Genomic DNA, 17,894 nt, shown 5'->3' with positions numbered 1-17,894 from the left:
TAAATTTGAACTGAATATATCAATCCAGCATGAATACAGAATTGACCTTAGTCATTATGGCTGCAGGGCTAGGTAGTCGTTTCGGCGGCGATAAGCAATTGGCAGCGCTCGGTCCAGCTGGCGAACCCATGTTGGTGTTATCGATCATGTCGGCTATTCGCAGTGGCTTTCAGCGTGCTGTGCTGGTGATCCGCCCAGAGTTAGAAACTGAATTAACTGAGATACTGACACGGTTTTTACCCGCCGATTTTGCCTATCATTTTTGCTATCAAGCCTTAACGGATTTACCCGAGGCGGCGCAGCTGGCTGATATCAGTCACAGGCTAAAACCTTGGGGTACGGCCCATGCACTGTGGAGTGCACGCCATCTCGTTAAAGGACCAATGGCCGTTATCAATGCCGATGATTTTTATGGTGATAGCGCATTTGCCTCGTTAGCCAAAGGCTTAAGCATGAGACCGACAGAGTGGATGATGGTGGCCTATCCCATAGAACTCACATTGTCGGAGCACGGCGGTGTTAACCGGGGTCTGTGCCAGGTGGAAAATGGTCAGCTTAAATCGGTTGCCGAATGGCTCAATATCGCCGAGCAAGGTGGGCAATTGGTGGGTGATGGCCCACAGGGGCATGCGAGTTTGCCGCCCGAGTCCTTGGTTTCTATGACATGCTGGGGCTTCTCCCCAAGCATATTTGATGTTATTAAACGTGAATTAACCGAATTTATCGGGCAACAGGGTCAACAACCTAAGTCTGAATGTTACTTGCCCGCCATAGTACAAGCGGGCATTGAGCAAGGTTTGCCTGTCTATGTCGATGTTGCCTGTGAGCCTTGGCTCGGCGTGACTTATCCGCAGGACACTGTCTGGGTAAAACAAAAATTAACGGAGTTATTGAGTGATTAAACTCATCAGGCAGTCAGTGTTGCCTCATTTTGGTATTGAAGCCGCCGAGGCAAAAATTTCTGCCCTCGGTAATGGCCACATTAATGACACCCTGTTGGTGCGCTGGCCTGCGGGCGAATTAGTATTACAGCGAATTAATACTGAGGTATTTAAAACGCCCAACGCTTTGGTTAGCAATGCCGATAAAATTAGCCATCATTTATGCGCTAAGTCGTTGCAGCTACAATACGGCCTGAAAGTCGTTAGCCCTTGTTTAACCCAAGAGGGTGAATTGGCTATCGATTTAGGCGAACAAGGATTTTGGCGCGCGATCAGTTACTTGCCCCATAGTCTCAGTATTGAAGTGGTTAAGTCGGAACAAGAAGCAGAGATGGCGGCTAAGGCCTTTGGTCACTTTGCTTCAGCCCTGAGTGACTTTGATGCAACTCAGCTCGAAGATGTGATCCCTCAATTTCACCATTTACCGGGACGCATGGCTTTGTTGCAACAGGCCGCCGAACTCGATAGCCAACACCGTTTAGATCTTTGCCGTCATTGGGTCGATTACGCGTTATCTCAGCAGGCTTTGCTGGATGAACTCGCGGAAATATCGCCAAAGCTGCCGCTGCGAATTTGTCATAACGACACTAAAATCAATAATATGCTTTTCGATAAACGCGACATGTCCAGTATGGCGATTATCGATTTAGATACCTGCATGAAAGGTCATCTGATGTATGACTTCGGCGACATGGTTCGCACTTTCTGCTCACCAGAGGAAGAAGACTCTACGGCCTTGGATAAAGTTCAAGTGCGCCAAGATATCTTCGCCGCGATTTGCCGTGGCTACTTGAGCGAGTTGGGTGATGTCTTAACGGAAGACGAAAAACGCAGTCTGTGGCTCGGTGCGCGGGTGATTTGTTTGATGATAGGCGTGCGTTTTTTAACGGATTACCTTAACGGTGATGTGTATTTCCATATTCACCGCGAAGGCCATAATCTGGACCGCGCCGCCAATCAGTTTACCTTGTACCAAAGCTTGCTCGACCAAGAAACGGTACTTAAAGCCCATTTCTAAGTCAGGATATGGATCTTGGTGATTGCGCCAGTTTCTAGATCTAATGCACTGATAAACAAAACGCCCAAGGCTTTGCTTTGGGCGTTTTGCTTTAATACGATTGCTTTAATACGATTGTTATAAGTTCTAGGCAGATGGCATTTCATCCGACATAATCGAGCAATATCCCTTAATATTATATGGATTTCTGCTTGGTATGGATTCACCTGTGGCGCAGCCGTTAGTCACTTGTTCACGGCGCAGCGAACGTAACTCTTGGTTAAGATGTACCCTGTGTCGCTCGCAGCAGGAGGCGGTTGCCTCGTCTATGATGACGGCGACCAGCGATAACTTCTTCAACGCCTACGCTATTTTTCTCGGTGCCAGCCTGGCGCAGATGGGCTTTGTCACAGGTTTACCTCAGCTTTTTGGCGCTATCTCCCAGCTTTTATCTGTCTGGCTCGCCAGCCATTTCTCCCGCCGAACTTTTATCGTCTTTTGCGCCGCCTTTCAGGCCTGTGTTGTGCTGGCGATGGGCGCGTTAGCCGCTTTCGGCCCTGAACATGCGGTGTGGATCTTTATCGCTTTAGCCGTTGGTTACCATGGCTTTATCAATCTAATTCAACCCCATTGGCGGGCGTGGATGGGTTCTATTGTTCCCGAACGGCGCCGAGGCACTTTCTTCGCCGCGCGCACTCGGCTCACTATGGGCGCATCTTTGAGTGTGTTCTTTATTGGCGGCGGCATACTCACCTTAACCGACTCGATGCAGATGGCGTGGCTGGGCTTTAGTCTGCTGTTTTCTATCGCGGCGATGGGGCGGTTTGTGTCGGCTTGGTTACTGCTGCAGATGCACGATCCCGATCCGCGTGAGCCCAAACAGCGCGGCGTATTTTTGCAGACGATTGGTCATTTTCGTGAGGCGTGGAAGGATAAAACTTTTCGTCAGTACAGTTTATTTGTCGCCAGTATGCAGGGCATGGTGGCGATCTCGGCACCATTTTTTGCCGTTTACATGTTGGAAGGCTTGAAGTTTACTTATCTCGAATTTGTATTCGCCAGTGTGGCCTCGATAGCGACTCAATTTGTCACCTTGCGATTTTGGGGTCGCTTTAGCGATCAATTCGGCAATCGTTTAGTGATGATCATCACCAGTTGTATGATCCCAAGCTTGCCGCTGATGTGGCTATTCTCGGATAACTATTTGTATATATTAGCAATCCAAGCTTTCTCTGGCTTGGCGTGGAGCGGCTTTACCTTAAGCACGGCAAATTACCTTTATGATATCCGCCCCTTTCGCAGTGACTTTGCGACCTACGCCGCTTTGCAAGCAGCCTTGAGTGCGGCCTGTGTATTTGTTGGCGCGATATTGGGCGGCACTATTGCCTCCCATGCGGCGGATTTTTTAGTCTGGTCGGGTTGGGATAGCGTGTTATCGAGCCCTATCTTCGTGGTGTTTTTAGTCTCGACCGTACTGCGAGCCTTAGTGACACTCTGGTTTATTCCGCGCTCGGTCGAACCTAAAGTGCGTCCAAGGCCGCAGCTACTGCAACTTATTTTCCGTATCCGCGGCTTTAATGCCATTTCGGGCGTGAGCCTAGATTGGCTCACTGTGGTAAAACGCCGCAAGCAATAGGGCGTACAGCTAAAGCGTATAGTCGAAAAACTTACGGCTTTGCGGGCCAGCGCTATTACTGTTCACCTTATTAGGATGCTTATATTCATGCCAAGCCGCGACGTGTGTGCCAGCGTTTAATTTAGGGAAATCCAGTCCATGCTCGCTGGTGTTGACTCTCTGTGGCTGAATGTTTCCCTTTGCCTGACTTATTCCTTCCTGTGATATCTGGTTTGGTGCACTTTTTATTTGAGAGTCCGAGAGCGCCCTATCCGTCACTTGGCCTAAGGTTGGGCAATCCGTGGTTAACCCTAAAAATTGCAGCAAGCGACTCAAACTCCCCGCATGGCTTATATCGAGCGTGATAAAATCTTCTCGGCCATGAAAGTAAGCGAACACTTCGTTTTGATGCCTTTGATAACAATCAATAAGATGTGCCTCGTCTGCGGGATCCGCCACTTTATCGATTGCAAACGTGTGCCGAAAACTGCGTTTCATAATCGGGTGGAATCGCCCCGATTTTGCTTCTAAATGCGGCAGCATTTTACCCAGCAGCATCTGCATTGAAGGCACCCACTTCGCCATTTCACGATCGAGGTAGACAAATTTGGCCTGCGGGAATAGACCATCAAGCTGCCGATAATCACTAAAACAGGGCACATCAGAAATCGCATCGGCCAACATAAACGCCTGTTTAGTAAAGGCCATGTGCGCCACTTTAAGCCCTTGCTCCAATAACGCCACACTCACACTCGTCGTACCCGTACGCGGTAGGCCTATGATAAAAACCTTCTGTTTTTCTACACTTGCCTGTTCACTACTGAGCGTACTGGACTGTTCAGGATTCATCTCATCTGGCGTGGCAACCTGTGAATGACCAGTGTGCTTTGCATTGCCAGTAGGTTGAACATGAGTAGTGATAGGTGAATTGTTGGCATTATCAGGCATAGATTGGGCTCAGAATGTGTGTGCAAGTGGTGCGGTGTAAGCAATGAGTTTTCACATCGGCGTTTCGCATTGGCGTGTCAAATCAGCGGCGACAGTATATCTCAGCACGAAGGCTTTGTCGGTGAGCAATAGTGTCTTAAACCACCATAATGCCTTGGCAATGGTTACGAAGTTTTATATTCACGGTATCACACTTTAGCTGGATTATTGTTCGCCATTAATTGATGAAAATGGTTTCTCGATGAAAATTTAAAAACTCTGGGTTTGGGGCAAATTTTGTCGGCAATGTAATTGTTTTACCCTCATATGGTTCAAAGCTGTTTTTAGCAAAGAGACAGGACTTTATATTGAGCTTGCTCGAAAGTATGAGTTCTAAGTGAGTATTGAAAGTGATAAGCCCTTGATCAAATGCACGGTCATGGATACTTGAAAGACATAAACCGTTCGTGGGATTTAGACGTTGTGAGGTTTGTATACGCCACGGAACAATGTGGCTAGCAATCAACAGGGTTTCTTGATTGAGTCCAGTGATACAGCAGTGATAGTCGTATGCACTCAATACTGATTGACGAAATTGCTGTTGGCCTATACGTGTTTTAGTTTGAGCATAACGGTCTTCAGCAGTGTAATCAGTTGAGTCTGAAACATTTATCGCTAAAATGTCGGTTAATTCAGCCGTACTGCTAATGGAGGCATAAGCCTTACTACTATTTATATAAAAGGTCTCCCAGTCAGCAACCATTTCCGCCCACATTGCTTTATCTGCCAAGGATGCACCTTTAAGGCCACTACGCCCAGAGTTCGTAATACTCGGATCGCAGCTCGCAATATTAGCCATTTTCATCGAAAGCGCCGAAGGCGTCCGTTCTAACTTTTTAGCGACCGCAATAATATCCGGATTACGTGAACTGATCTTCCCGAAAGGCATCTGATTGTATAGATGAAAGGCTATGAGTAACTCTGCCCTATTCCAGCCCCTACTTTTCATTTATTGCTATCCCAAAACCACCGCCTCTGGCGGTGGTGATTGTTCCTTGAGGCTATAGCCTGAATTACGCCCATGCTAAAAGAGACTTCTTATTCACCACAAGTAAGAGGAAACGAAAAGCATGGGCGATTATAGAAGTTCATCACATGTTTATTGGCGTTGCAAATATCATATTGTTTGGACTCCGAAGTACCGTTTTAAAATTTTAAAAGGAAACCTTGGTAAGGAGTTATACAGGTCAATTTATATCCTTTGCAATATGAAGGGTTGTGAGGTTTTAGAATTAAACGTTCAGATAGACCACGTTCACTTGGTAGTCATAATCCCGCCGAAGCTGTCAGTATCAACGCTGATGGGAGTATTGAAAGGAAGAAGTGCGATAAGGCTATTCAATAAATTCCCTCATATACGTAAAAAGCTATGGGGCAATAGCTTTTGGGCCAGAGGTTATTTTGTAGATGCAGTAGGGGTTAATGAAGAAATCATTAGACGATATGTGCGCCATCAAGATAAACAAGATCAGGAACATGAGGCTCAATTGCCGTTGCAGATGATGTAGGTTCTTGGAATAGCCCCTTCCAGGGGCAAATCAAAGCCGCCTTCTAAGAAGGCGGATTCTTTACTAACTCCTTTAATTTTCTTAAAGTCATTATGCTGATTTTTTCAAGTAAGTTATTAATTTTTAGATTGGCGTAGTATTTATAATTGCTGTATGGCTCATTCAATTCGCCAGCTTCTCCATCAAAAACTCGATCAATACACTCACCTTAGTCGGCAAATATTTCCGCTGCGGATAAACCGCATAAATGCCATGTTCGGGGAGGGGATGGTCTGCGAGCAAGGCTTGTAGGCGGCCTGTTTGTAAGTCGGTGTCGACCATGAAACGGGGCAGGTTGGCTATGCCTAAACCATCGAGTGTGGCTTGGTGAATGGCATCACTATTGTTGACTTGGTAGTTACCGTTCGGCTGAATGCGAGTGGGACCCTGCGGGCTTAAGAAGGTCCATTCAACACCATCACGAAAATATGAGTAGAACAAACAGTTATGTTGGCTGAGTTGCTGCGGCGTTTGTGGCGCAGCGTGGCGAGCGAGATATTCGGGTGAGGCGCAAATGACACTTAAACAAGGGGCAATTTTACGGGCAATCAGGCTCGAATCTGGCAGTTCGCCGATGCGAATCGCCAGATCGAATCCGCCAGCAATTAAATCGGTGGTCTTATCATCCATCTGCATTTGCAGCTGTATTTTCGGGTAGCGGCGCAGAAACTCGGGGATCAAAGGGGCGATATGCAAGCGGCCAAATACCATAGGAACCGCGATGCGCAGACTGCCCTGAGGCGCTTGTTGTAGCTCGGAAATAGCGTCCAATCCTTCCTCTGCGAGTTTAACTGCAGGGCGAACGTAGTCGAAGTAGCGGGCGCCTGCCTCGGTAAGACTTAAGCTGCGAGTGGTACGGTGCAAAAGTTGAATACCCAGACTTTGTTCTAATAGGGTAATGCGTTTACTCACTGCCGATTTACTCAGCCCAAGCTTTTGACTTGCCTGCGAAAAGCTACCGCATTCCACTACAGTGACAAAGATAGGTAGTGCCGAAAAGTGTTCCATGGTGTCCTTAGATTATCGCGTTCCCCTGCAATTATTGTTGATGATACCTCAACAGTCAGTTTTTATTATCGTGGTTATCATCGCCCTTGATGCAAGGTAGACTAATGCACTTGCTGATTGCGGGTGTCGACTGTGAAGCCTAGTTATTTTCGGGCTCATCGCTCATGTTTATCGCTTATCTTGATTACTGCTAGGCAGCTAGCCACAGCATTGCCGCAATCGCCGATGTACCATTCTCGATGCCACTGAACGGCATGGGGATGGGTCTTAGCTATTTTGTCAGAAAGAGAGTTCTTATGTCCTTGCCTTACCAATGGATTTTGTTCGATGCCGATGAAACCCTATTTTATTTCGATGCTTTAAAAGGGCTTAAGTTGATGTTCAGTGAGTTTGGGGTCGATTTTACCCAAGCGGATTTTGACGAGTATCAGTTAGTTAACAAACCACTTTGGGTTGATTATCAAGATGGCAAGATAACTGCCGCCGAGTTGCAGACCATACGTTTCGAGCCTTGGGCAGCCAAATTATCTGTCACGGCCATGACGCTCAATAGTGCATTTTTATCAGCAATGGCCGAAATTTGTTCGCCGCTACCCGGTGCCCGCGAGTTATTAGCCGCGCTGCAAGGTAAAGCTAAACTAGGCATCATCACCAACGGTTTTACTGAGCTACAAACCGTGCGATTAGAACGTACAGGCTTGCAGCATCATTTTGATATTTTAGTGATTTCAGAAAAAGTCGGCATAGCCAAACCCGATGTGGGTATCTTCGAGCACGCCTTCGAACTCATGGGCCATCCTGAGCGCGATGCTGTGCTCATGGTCGGTGATAACCCGCATTCAGATATTCAAGGCGGTATCAACGCCGGTATTCATACTTGTTGGTATAACGTCCACGGCCACGACGTACCCGCCGGTATCGTCCCGCACTATCAAGTGGGCTCGCACCAAGAGCTGCAAAAAATCCTGTTACCGTAAAGGATTGTTCACTAAGTCTAGCTCAGCACTTCGCACTCGATATTAGTGAATCAGAGTGAGTGCTTTAACTGATATTCCCTCAGTGCCATAAAATACAAAAAGCCCTTACATTAAGGGCTTTTTGGTATCTAAAACGTGTTAAATATCATTACTCAACGTTTTGGATCTGCTCGCGCATTTGCTCGATAAGAACTTTAAGTTCCACTGCGGCAGAGGTGATTTCAGTGCTGATCGATTTAGAGGCGAGTGTGTTCGATTCGCGGTTGAATTCCTGCATCATAAAATCTAAACGACGACCTTCGCTGCCGCCTTTTTTGAGGATGCGGCGGGCTTCGGCGACATGGGCTTCGAGGCGATCCATTTCTTCAGCTACATCTTGTTTCTGTGCCAGTAGCACCATTTCTTGCTCGATGCGGGCTGGGTCGAGTTCACCTTTGATTTCCGCAAGGCGGTTGGTGAGCTTTTCGCGTTGATATAGCATCACCGTTGGCATGTGCTCGCGTACGACGGCGATTTGCTCGCTCACGCCATCTAAGCGGCTTAGCAGCATGTCTTTGATGGCTTCGCCTTCACGGCCACGGGCTTCGATGAATTGATCTATGGCTGAATCGAAGGCTGTCATCAGATCGGCGCCGATGGCATCCATATCTTGTTCACCGCTTGCTAGCACGCCCGGCCAGCGAAGGATGTCGGTCAGATTGACATCGCCTTGTCCCGCTTCTTGCTTGAGCCAAGTGGCGGCGCCTAATAGCTGTTTTGCTAGCGCTTGATTCAACTGCAGCTCGTTATTGCTGTTGTCTGCCAGTTCGTAGCGCAGATTGACTTCGACTTTACCGCGGCTTAAGCGTTTACGTAGGCGGTCGCGCAGTACGGGTTCGAAACTGCGGAATTGCTCGGGTAAACGTAGGTAAGTTTCGAGATAGCGTTGATTGACTGAGCGAATTTCCCAGGAGGCAGTGCCCCATTGTGCTTTGTGCTCGATGCGAGCGTAGGCTGTCATGCTTTGGATCATGGGTTGTCCTAATGGTTTAATCGTCATAATGAGAGGCGATTATAGAGTCAATGGCTTTAGGATTAAAGGCATACAGCAAATATACCCAAGCTGCCTGAAGATACGAGTTTCAGAGCGCCTAGAGTGCTGCAATTCAATGCGCAGCAATGACATAATGTCGGCTACCTTTTGAATTGATGCAACACGGAAGTGAAGTGCCCTAGGCGCTCCGTCCCGGCGGCTGATGTTAACCACGGGGTAACGCACTTTATGCTGCGTTGGTTATTTTTAACTTAGTCCACTAGGTCCGCAAATAACCGCAATCGCCATGGATGGCGTGAATGCCATTTATGCAGGAGCAATAAATGGCCTTGCCTAAAGTGCGTTAAACTCCCGCTGAATTCTGCATCTTCAGGTTGTTTGGGTATAAGGACACGGATTAGGCGTTTGAGTGTGATGAGTTTGCCAGAGAATCACCCTAAGCATGGCATCCTAAGGCTCAAGCCCTTATAATATGCAGCCAAAATCGGTCAATGACTCAGAATACAGGAATCTCGCATGCGTCCAAGTAACAGAACGCCAGCACAAACTCGTCCCATCACTATCACTCGCCAGTTTACGGCCCATGCCGAAGGTTCTGTGTTAGTGGAATTTGGCGAAACGAAAGTGCTTTGTACCGCCAGTTTTACTGAAGGTGTGCCACGTTTCCTTAAAGGTCAGGGTCAAGGCTGGGTGACGGCGGAATACGGCATGTTGCCACGTTCGACCCATAGCCGTATGGATCGTGAAGCCGCTCGCGGTAAGCAATCTGGCCGTACGCAAGAAATTCAACGTCTTATCGGTCGTGCTCTGCGCGCTTGTGTGGATATGAAAGCCCTAGGCGAAAACACTATCGTGATCGATTGTGATGTGATCCAAGCTGACGGTGGCACGCGCACCGCGTCTATCACTGGCGCTTGTGTGGCCTTAGTGGATGCGCTGAACTGGGCGCGCGGTAAAGGCATCATTAAATCTAACCCGCTGAAATTCCTTATCGCTGCTGTCAGCGTCGGTATTTATAAGGGTGAAGCGATAAGCGATTTAGAATATATCGAAGACAGCGCCGCTGAAACTGACATGAACGTGGTGATGACGGAAACGGGCAAGATCATTGAAATTCAAGGCACCGCCGAAGGCGAGCCGTTCAGCCACGAAGAATTACTCGAACTGTTGGCATTGGCGAAGAACAGTATTCGTGAAATCGTCGATGTGCAGAAAGCCGCACTGAACTAATAGTGTGGTGATGAACAAGCCCCGTCATGTTATAGAGTGCGGGGCTTTTTATTAGCTGCAACTTTTTATCTGCAGCAAGATGCTAGTGTTAGACAAGCCCTGTACCGAATTAAATGTTGCCCAATAAAACATTACCTAATAAAAACCAATAAAAGACAAAGCCGTAAGGAGATATTGTGAAAGCCTATCAACGTGAGTTTATTGAATTTGCCTTAGAACGTCAGGTGTTGCGATTTGGCGAATTTACCCTTAAATCGGGTCGTATCAGTCCTTATTTCTTCAATGCGGGTTTGTTCAATACTGGCCGCGATCTAGCACGTTTAGGCCGTTTCTATGCCGCTGCATTAGTGGATTCAGGCATTGATTTCGATTTGCTATTTGGCCCAGCTTACAAAGGTATTCCGATTGCGACCACTACGGCGGTTGCCCTGTGTGAACACCACGATATCGATATTCCTTACTGCTTTAACCGCAAAGAGAAAAAAGATCACGGCGAAGGTGGCAGCTTAGTTGGTAGCGAGCTGAAAGGCCGCGTTATGTTGGTAGACGACGTGATCACTGCCGGTACTGCAATTCGTGAGTCTATGGAAATCATCGAAGCCCATAAAGCACAATTAGCCGGTGTGTTGATCGCCTTAGATAGACAAGAGAAAGGCAAGGGCGAGTTATCGGCTATTCAAGAGGTTGAGCGTGATTTTGGCTGTGGCATAGTGGCGATCATTAAACTTGCCGACCTCATTAGCTATTTATCAGAAAAGCCTGGAATGGAAGTGCAACTTGCCGCCGTGAGCCAGTACCGCGAGCAATACGGCATTTAAATTGAGTGCTTAGCCGCTGGTATTGATCAAGTAGCGATCACTAACTTTGTGAAATCAGTTAATCAGCCAGTAATGACCTTAATCTAGACCGAGAAGGGTTTGATTGGGTTGGTATGAAAACAAAAAAACGCTGCGATTCTATAGAAGGAATCGCAGCGTTTTTTTGTTGAGTGGTATTGATTGCTATTGATTTAGGCACGCTTTAAATCACGTTACGCTTCAATACATTTATTTAGACTGGTGCAAAAACTCGGCGCGGGTCGCAGGGTTAGACTTGAAAATGCCGCCCAGTGCTGTGGTAGTGGTTGAACTGGTTGAGTCCATCACGCCACGGGATTTTACGCAGTAATGCACAGCATCCATTTTAACCGCAACGTCTTTGGTTTCGAGCAAGGTTTGTAGCGCGACTAACACTTGCTGAGTCAAACGCTCTTGCACCTGTGGACGTTGGGCAAAGAAACGCACGATGCGATTAATCTTTGATAAACCAATGATTTTTTTGCGTGGTAGATAAGCTATGGTCGCAGTACCATCGATCGTCACTAAATGGTGTTCGCAGGTGCTGGTGAGGCTAATGTCTTGCACTCGCACCATTTCATCGAAGCCCATCTTATTGTCGATAACCGTGATCTTAGGGAAGTTAGCATAATCTAAGCCGGAGAAGATTTCATCGACGTACATTTTAGCAATGCGGCGCGGCGTATCGGCAAGGCTATCATCTGACAAATCCAATGACATTAATGTCAGGATTTCTTTCATATGATGTTCAATCTTGTCTTTACGTTCTTCACTGCTGTAAACGCTTGGGAGCATTGGGGTTTCAAGTCCACGTTCTAATAACGCGGCTTGTACTTTTACTGCTGCTTCACTTAATGCCATCTTATCCTCCACTACGTCGTAGCGGCTATAACAGAAAACCTATGCTGAGCATCGAGTGGTACTTGGGCTGTTCAGCATCAGATACAAATTATTGTTATTCTCGCTAGGGCAAGAATAGGGGGAGGAGGATAACGCGAATTGCAGATAATTCATACCGAAAAACGCTCATGGGCCACATGAAAAAGCCGATAGTCCTTATCGGATATCGGCTTTAAATCAGCCACTGCCAATCGAGTTTAGACTGGCAGTGACGGCAAGTTTGAGTAAATCCTAAAGTTTTAGATTGGCTTTTAGGAAGCTGAGCATTTGTTCATAGTATTTCGCTCTATGCTCATCGTTATAAAAACCGTGTCCTTCATTGTCCATTACCAGTTTTTGGTAAGGATAATTGTGAGCTTTTAGGCCCTTCTCGAGGGATTCGAGTTGCTCAATTGGCGCTCGCTCATCTTCACCACCATGCACCAATAGTATGTTTGCTTTGAGTTTATCGACGTTTTCAGAAGGTGACATTGCTTTGAGTACCGCTTTATCTTGGCCAAGAACTTCTTTGAGGTAGCTAGTGCCTGAGCGTCTACTGGCAACATCGCCTTCATTAAACATCAATTCAAGATCATATACGCCAGCTACACCTATGGCGCATTTAAACATATCTGGAGCAAGTACGGCGCTCTGCAAGGCGCTGTAACCACCAAAACTGCCGCCAACGATACAGATACGCTCCTTATCGGCGAAACCTTGGTCAATGACATATTGGGTACCGTCGATGATATCGTGTTGTATATCTGAGCCCCATTTTTGATAACCTGCACGTTCAAATTCATCGCCATACCCGCCCGATCCACGGAAGTTGACTTGTAGAACGGCTATGCCTTGGCTCGCTAGATATTGGTTTTGCGGGTCAAAGCCCCACCAGTTACGGATACCGTATGGGCCACCGTGTGGATTGACGACTAAGGGCAGATTTTTAGCTTCTTTTCCAAAGGGGAGAGTTAGATATCCATGGAGTTTTTTACCATCACGGCTGGTGAAACTGATGGGTTTTACCTCAGCCATTTGCTCCGGGTCGAGCCATTTCTTTGCGGCGACTAGATATTCAAGTTTCAGTTTTTTTGTATCAAATATGTAGTAATCACCAGGATTACGATCATTAAATGCAAGTACAACGAGTTTGTCTGCATCTCGGGTTTCGCTAACAATTCGGACTTGATGGCCAGGGAGAGCACCAAGCAGATCTTTTAGCAATTTAGCGTGTGAATCCTCATTATCGACGAAGGCATAACTTGGGTAGCCATTTTCAAACTCGACGGCGTAAAGTTGTTTATTGGTACCGTTAATCCAAAAGTTACTGGGGTCAACGTTTTCATCCTGAATTATTTCAGTTTTATCACCCGTTTCGAGATTAATTTTATACACCCCTAAGGTTTCACCTTGGGAGCGTCCCGCCGCATAAATCGTATTTTTATCATCGGCAAAGGAGAGTGGTTTAAAATCAGCAAGACCTAGATTGAGTTTATCGGTATTTACCCAGTTACCGTCTTTGCGGTAGAACACTTTAGTGATGTTTTTACTGTCCTCACCGGCAACGAAGCGAACTTCCCCTTGATGGTCTGTCATAAAGCGGGCTTGGCCGATGGGTGAGCCTGCGATGCGTTTACGCGTTCCATTAAATAAGTCTACGCGATAGACATCTTGTAACAGTTCCACATCCAGATTGATCCTATCGTTCCATGGAATGGCGTTAACTAGCATGTAGCGTTCATCATCTGGTAGAGGATCGAGAATAAATGCGCTCGCCCGCATAGGGGTGTTTTTCTTGATATTTGAACCTGTTTGTTGCTCACCACTATCGAAGCCGAAGAGATAAGCCTTTCGTGAACCATCTGCATTTACGGCCAATAATTCTCCATAGTAGATGGGGGTGTCTTGCCAGCCTTTTAGGTATTCTTTTGCCAGTACCAATCGCTCACTATTGGCCCATTCATAGTTACCAACTTGAGCATTACCGGGGAAGCTTATCGCATTAAGGAGCTTTTTGGTTTGGGTGTCTAAGACTAAGAGAACATTTTTACCCTCGACACTCGTGATTGCACTTAAGTATTTGCCAGTAGGAGATATTTTTACATCAGAGTACTCATCACCTTTGCTGAATAATTGTGCCTGTGATAGTGCACTGGTGGTTGTCGGAGTTGCAGCAAAAGTTGCTATAGGGAGCATTGGCAAGCAGAGCGTAGCCAAAGTGGCTAATCGGAAGGGTTTCATCTGACATCCTTGTAAAATCATTGTGTTTTTTGTTCTTAAAATGTTTTCCGAGGATAAAACAAAAGATGGAGTGAAACAAGGAAGGAATATCGGAAATAAAGGACGATAGTTACCGTCCTTTATGTTGAAAAATCATTAGCTTTGTAAAAGTTGATGTTGGATAAAACGCCACTGTTCATCGAAGTGTGTAGTAGGTTTGAGTTTGAATTCACTTCGTACAAATTGAGCGATTCGCCCTTCGGCAAAGGCTAACAGTAAATTGGCTAATATGGCTTCGTCTAAGTTGAAGCCTTTGCCTTCCCGCAGGGTTTTTTCACGTAAAATTTGCTTCAACTGGGTTTCAATTTTGGCAAATAAATTACTAATGCGGCTGCGCAGACGTTCATTTTCTCCGAGCAGCGCATCACCATTGAGGACGCGGGAAATACCCGGGTTACGCTCGGCAAAAATCAGCAACAGTTGCAGCACTAGTTGGCAGCGCTTCATGGTGTCTTTTTCGTCATCCATGATTAAATTGATGCGCGACAATAACGACTCTTCGATAAATTCGATTAAGCCCTCGAACATCCGTGCTTTACTCGGGAAGTGACGGTATAGGGCGGCTTCCGATACACCGACTTCTGAGGCCAGTTTCGCTGTGGTGATCCTTTGTCCTGGGTTGGTTTCTAGCATTTGCGCTAGGCATTGCAAAATATGTTCACGACGATTAATTTTTGGGCTTACAGCCATTGCAGTATCCTTGGCTCAATAACGACTTAGGGGATTATTTAGTGCCTGAATGGCCAAATCCGCCTTCACCACGATCTGAGCTGTCGAACTCATCAACGAGTTTGAATTGTGCTTGTACTACAGGAACAAACACCAGTTGTGCGAGACGATCGCCAATTTCTAAGGCAAAAGGACTGTCGCTACGATTCCAGCAAGACACCATTAAGGGTCCTTGGTAATCTGAATCTATGAGTCCGACCAGATTCCCCAGTACGATACCGTGTTTATGGCCAAGACCTGAGCGCGGCAAAATCACTGCAGCCAGTCCTTGATCGGCAACATGAATGGCAATCCCCGTTGGAATAAGCACGGTTTCACCCGGTGCTATAGTCAAAGTCGTGTCGATCATGGCACGAAGATCCATGCCTGCACTGCCAGGTGTAGCGTAGGCAGGTAAAGGAAATTCTGAGCCGATACGGGAGTCGAGAATTTTTAATTCAATCGGTGTTTTCATGTATTTGTTTTTTCTTTCACTATCAACGAAAGTAATTGCCGCGCCAGCGTGAGTTTGTCAGTGGCAGGCAAGTCTTGACTGCCGTGCGGCCAGAACACTCGCAGGGCATTGGCATCGGCATTAAAGCCTAGACCAGCAACGGAAACGTCGTTTGCGGCGATCATATTCAAGTTTTTACGTTTGAGTTTATCGCGCGCATAGGCTTCTACATCATGGGTTTCTGCGGCGAATCCCACCACAAAAGGACGGTTAGGTAAGCTCGCAACCGTGGCTAAGATATCAGGATTCCTCACCAGCGCAAGTTGCATTTCTTCCGCCGATTTTTTGATCTTACAGGTGGCGATGTCGCTAATTCGATAGTCAGCAACTGCGGCGCAGCCAATAAAAATATCTTTTTTATCAACGTTATTCATCACAGCATCAAGCATATTTTGCGCCGATTCAACATCGATGCGGGTCACGCCTTCTGGGGTGCTTAGATTCACTGGGCCAGAGACTAAGGTGACTGTTGCGCCCATATCTGCCGCGGCTTTGGCTAAGGCAAAGCCCATTTTTCCAGAACTGTGATTCGAAATGTATCTGACGGGATCAATCGCCTCACGGGTTGGCCCTGCGGTAATCAGCAGTGACTGGCCTGCGAGTGGCTTAAGTTCAACAGCGTCATGAGTGGCAAAAAACTGCGTAGCGAGTGTGGAGATGTCTAATGGCTCTAGCATACGACCAGGGCCGACTTCACCACAGGCCTGACTGCCACTTGCAGGTCCCCAAAGGGTAAAGCCGCGGGATGCCAGGCTGGTTAAATTCGCCTGCGTTGCCAGATTACGGTACATCTGCTGATTCATTGCCGGACACAGGGCGATAGGCGCCTCTGTGGCAAGACAAGTGGTGGTGATCAGCTCATCGGCCATGCCGGCATTAATCCGCGCCAATAGGTTTGCGGTTGCAGGGGCGATGATGACGAGATCTGCCCAACGAGCGAGTTCGATGTGGCCCATGGCTGCTTCTGCCGCAGGATCGAGTAGGCTTGAGGCAACGGGATGTCCAGATAACGCTTGCAGCGTCAAAGGCGTGATAAATTCCATCGCACTTTGGCTCATCACCACGCGCACATCAAAGCCACGCTCTTTTAAGCGACGGACTAAATCAGCACTTTTATAGGCCGCAATACCGCCGCCAATGCCCAGCAGGACGTTTTTATTTGTCAGACTCACAGACATCATCCGAGATAGAAATAATGCCGCCAACAATATCACAAAGCGGTGAATTTTAGTGACTCTCCCAGTTCAAAAAATCTCGTCCATACTCAGTAAAGTGAAAATATGTGAGATGACAGGGAGGTCGCATGGGCATTAAAGATTGGCCTGAGGGTGAAGGTCCCAGAGATAAACTGTTACAAAAAGGGGCGGGGCAACTGTCGGATGCGGAGTTATTGGCGGTATTACTGCGGAACGGTTTGGCGGGATTAAACGCGGTTGATCTTGCAAGGTCGCTTATTAGCGAGTTTGGCGGCCTCAGAAACCTGCTTTGTGCTCCTCGAAATCAGGTATGTCGACTTCCGGGCGTAGGACCTGTAAAATACGCCCAGCTTCAAGCTGCGGCCGAATTAGCGCGGCGTGTAGCGCAGGAAAATCTGCAAAGAGGTCAAGTTTTAACAAATCCCGATTTAACTCGGGACTATTTAATGAGACAATTGGCCGATCGCTCCTATGAAGTGTTCGCAGTTTTACTGCTGGATAGCCAGCATAGAGTGATTCAATTTGTCGAATTATTCCGCGGTACAATAGACTCAGCCTCAGTGTACCCACGTGAAGTGGTGAGCTTAGTGCTGGAGAAAAAGGCCGCAGCAGTTATAGTTTGTCATAATCATCCGTCTGGTATTGCCGAGCCCAGTCAGGCTGACCGACGAATAACTGAGCGATTAAAAAATGCGTTAGCAACCATAGACGTATCCTTATTGGACCATATGGTTGTAGGTGATCGAGAGATAGTTTCTTTTGCAGAACGAGGCTGGATTAATTAATCTAACACTTGATCTTCACTCTGTGATCGTGTATAAAATGCGCCCTCTTTGTGCCTCGGGCGACGGCCATACGAGGCACATTAATGCTCGAGCGTTAAAATTGTTTTTGGAGAAGATTGACATGTCAAGAGTATGCCAAGTTACTGGCAAGAAGCCGATGGTTGGTAACAACCGTTCGCACGCAAAAAACGCGACCCGTCGTCGTTTTTTACCTAACCTACAAAACCACCGTTTTTGGTTAGAAGAAGAAAAGCGTTTCGTACAGTTACGTGTATCTACTAAAGGTATTCGTCTGATCGACAAAAAAGGTATCGAAGTTGTTGTTGCTGAACTTCGTGCTCGTGGCGAGAAGGTATAATAG

18 protein-coding genes are annotated in these 17,894 nt (G+C 47.0%); 9 read left to right on the top strand and 9 right to left on the bottom strand.

The annotated features are described in order from the left end of the window. The first annotated feature begins 29 nt into the window (after nt 1-29). The 3 genes from KV201_RS11370 (at nt 30) to KV201_RS11360 (ending at nt 3,574) form a co-directional block, all read left to right on the top strand. A complete protein-coding gene (locus KV201_RS11370; protein WP_226059376.1) occupies nt 30-902 on the top strand; it encodes an NTP transferase domain-containing protein in 873 nt (290 codons plus the stop codon). Next, nucleotides 895-1,959 carry a phosphotransferase enzyme family protein gene (locus KV201_RS11365; protein WP_226059375.1) on the top strand — a complete coding sequence of 355 codons (1,065 nt, stop codon included), beginning with the start codon at nt 895-897 and terminating at the stop codon, nt 1,957-1,959. Before KV201_RS11370 ends, KV201_RS11365 begins: the two co-directional genes overlap by 8 nt. 196 nt (nt 1,960-2,155) lie before the next feature. Next, nucleotides 2,156-3,574 (top strand): MFS transporter, encoded by a 1,419-nt coding sequence (locus tag KV201_RS11360; RefSeq protein ID WP_226059374.1) that lies wholly within the window; start codon nt 2,156-2,158, stop codon nt 3,572-3,574. A gap of 9 nt (nt 3,575-3,583) precedes the next feature. On the opposite strand, the gene KV201_RS11355 is transcribed toward KV201_RS11360, so the two are convergent. Both KV201_RS11355 and KV201_RS11350 read right to left on the bottom strand, forming a co-directional pair. Continuing rightward, on the bottom strand, nt 3,584-4,501 hold the full coding sequence (locus KV201_RS11355; RefSeq protein ID WP_226059373.1) for a sulfotransferase family protein: 918 nt from the start codon (nt 4,499-4,501) through the stop codon (nt 3,584-3,586). Between the two features lie 217 nt (nt 4,502-4,718). Then, nucleotides 4,719-5,489: an HNH endonuclease gene (locus KV201_RS11350; RefSeq protein ID WP_226059372.1), complete on the bottom strand. Its 771-nt coding sequence runs from the start codon at nt 5,487-5,489 to the stop codon at nt 4,719-4,721. A gap of 121 nt (nt 5,490-5,610) precedes the next feature. On the opposite strand from KV201_RS11350, the gene tnpA reads away from it, so the two are divergent. After that, on the top strand, nt 5,611-6,048 hold the full coding sequence (gene tnpA, locus KV201_RS11345; RefSeq protein ID WP_226059371.1) for an IS200/IS605 family transposase: 438 nt from the start codon (nt 5,611-5,613) through the stop codon (nt 6,046-6,048). Between the two features lie 162 nt (nt 6,049-6,210). Here the strand turns inward: tnpA and KV201_RS11340 are convergent, their stop codons facing one another. Further along, nucleotides 6,211-7,095, bottom strand: coding sequence for a LysR family transcriptional regulator (locus tag KV201_RS11340; RefSeq protein WP_226059370.1), 885 nt, complete (start codon nt 7,093-7,095; stop codon nt 6,211-6,213). Between the two features lie 296 nt (nt 7,096-7,391). Here KV201_RS11340 and yjjG point away from each other — a divergent pair, with 296 nt between their 5' ends. Continuing rightward, nucleotides 7,392-8,072 carry a pyrimidine 5'-nucleotidase gene (gene yjjG / locus KV201_RS11335; RefSeq protein ID WP_226059369.1) on the top strand — a complete coding sequence of 227 codons (681 nt, stop codon included), beginning with the start codon at nt 7,392-7,394 and terminating at the stop codon, nt 8,070-8,072. 148 nt (nt 8,073-8,220) lie between these two features. On the opposite strand, the gene KV201_RS11330 is transcribed toward yjjG, so the two are convergent. Next, nucleotides 8,221-9,084: a YicC/YloC family endoribonuclease gene (locus KV201_RS11330; RefSeq protein ID WP_006086670.1), complete on the bottom strand. Its 864-nt coding sequence runs from the start codon at nt 9,082-9,084 to the stop codon at nt 8,221-8,223. 537 nt (nt 9,085-9,621) lie between these two features. Between KV201_RS11330 and rph the strand changes: the two genes are divergently transcribed. Together rph and pyrE are read left to right on the top strand one after the other, a co-directional pair. After that, the gene (rph, locus tag KV201_RS11325) at nt 9,622-10,335 is read left to right on the top strand and encodes a ribonuclease PH (RefSeq protein ID WP_006079862.1); all 714 of its coding nucleotides are present in this window, start codon (nt 9,622-9,624) and stop codon (nt 10,333-10,335) included. A 176-nt stretch (nt 10,336-10,511) separates the two neighbouring features. Continuing rightward, nucleotides 10,512-11,153 carry an orotate phosphoribosyltransferase gene (pyrE, locus tag KV201_RS11320; protein WP_011845601.1) on the top strand — a complete coding sequence of 214 codons (642 nt, stop codon included), beginning with the start codon at nt 10,512-10,514 and terminating at the stop codon, nt 11,151-11,153. A 228-nt stretch (nt 11,154-11,381) separates the two neighbouring features. On the opposite strand, the gene folE is transcribed toward pyrE, so the two are convergent. From folE to coaBC, 5 genes are all read right to left on the bottom strand, one after another. Continuing rightward, nucleotides 11,382-12,032, bottom strand: a complete 651-nt coding sequence (gene folE / locus KV201_RS11315; RefSeq protein ID WP_006079864.1) for a GTP cyclohydrolase I FolE — start codon at nt 12,030-12,032, stop codon at nt 11,382-11,384. Nucleotides 12,033-12,302: 270 nt separating this feature from the next. Further along, entirely contained in the window at nt 12,303-14,291 is a 1,989-nt protein-coding gene (locus KV201_RS11310) for a S9 family peptidase (protein WP_226059368.1), read from the bottom strand. Nucleotides 14,292-14,426: 135 nt separating this feature from the next. Beyond that, entirely contained in the window at nt 14,427-15,020 is a 594-nt protein-coding gene (gene slmA / locus KV201_RS11305; protein WP_006079866.1) for a nucleoid occlusion factor SlmA, read from the bottom strand. Nucleotides 15,021-15,054: 34 nt separating this feature from the next. Continuing rightward, nucleotides 15,055-15,513, bottom strand: a complete 459-nt coding sequence (gene dut, locus KV201_RS11300) for a dUTP diphosphatase (protein ID WP_006079867.1) — start codon at nt 15,511-15,513, stop codon at nt 15,055-15,057. Continuing rightward, entirely contained in the window at nt 15,510-16,733 is a 1,224-nt protein-coding gene (gene coaBC, locus KV201_RS11295) for a bifunctional phosphopantothenoylcysteine decarboxylase/phosphopantothenate--cysteine ligase CoaBC (protein ID WP_226059447.1), read from the bottom strand. Before coaBC ends, dut begins: the two co-directional genes overlap by 4 nt. A 122-nt stretch (nt 16,734-16,855) precedes the next feature. On the opposite strand from coaBC, the gene radC reads away from it, so the two are divergent. Both radC and rpmB read left to right on the top strand, forming a co-directional pair. Then, on the top strand, nt 16,856-17,533 hold the full coding sequence (gene radC, locus KV201_RS11290; RefSeq protein WP_006079869.1) for a DNA repair protein RadC: 678 nt from the start codon (nt 16,856-16,858) through the stop codon (nt 17,531-17,533). Between the two features lie 121 nt (nt 17,534-17,654). After that, nucleotides 17,655-17,891, top strand: coding sequence for a 50S ribosomal protein L28 (gene rpmB, locus KV201_RS11285; RefSeq protein WP_006079870.1), 237 nt, complete (start codon nt 17,655-17,657; stop codon nt 17,889-17,891). Nucleotides 17,892-17,894 lie beyond the last annotated feature (3 nt).

The sequence above is a fragment of the Shewanella sp. SR1 genome, assembly GCF_020447145.1.
GTDB classification, from domain to species: domain Bacteria; phylum Pseudomonadota; class Gammaproteobacteria; order Enterobacterales; family Shewanellaceae; genus Shewanella; species Shewanella baltica.
Note: the sequence above shows the minus strand (reverse complement) of the source record. Positions and strands in the feature narration are given on the sequence as shown.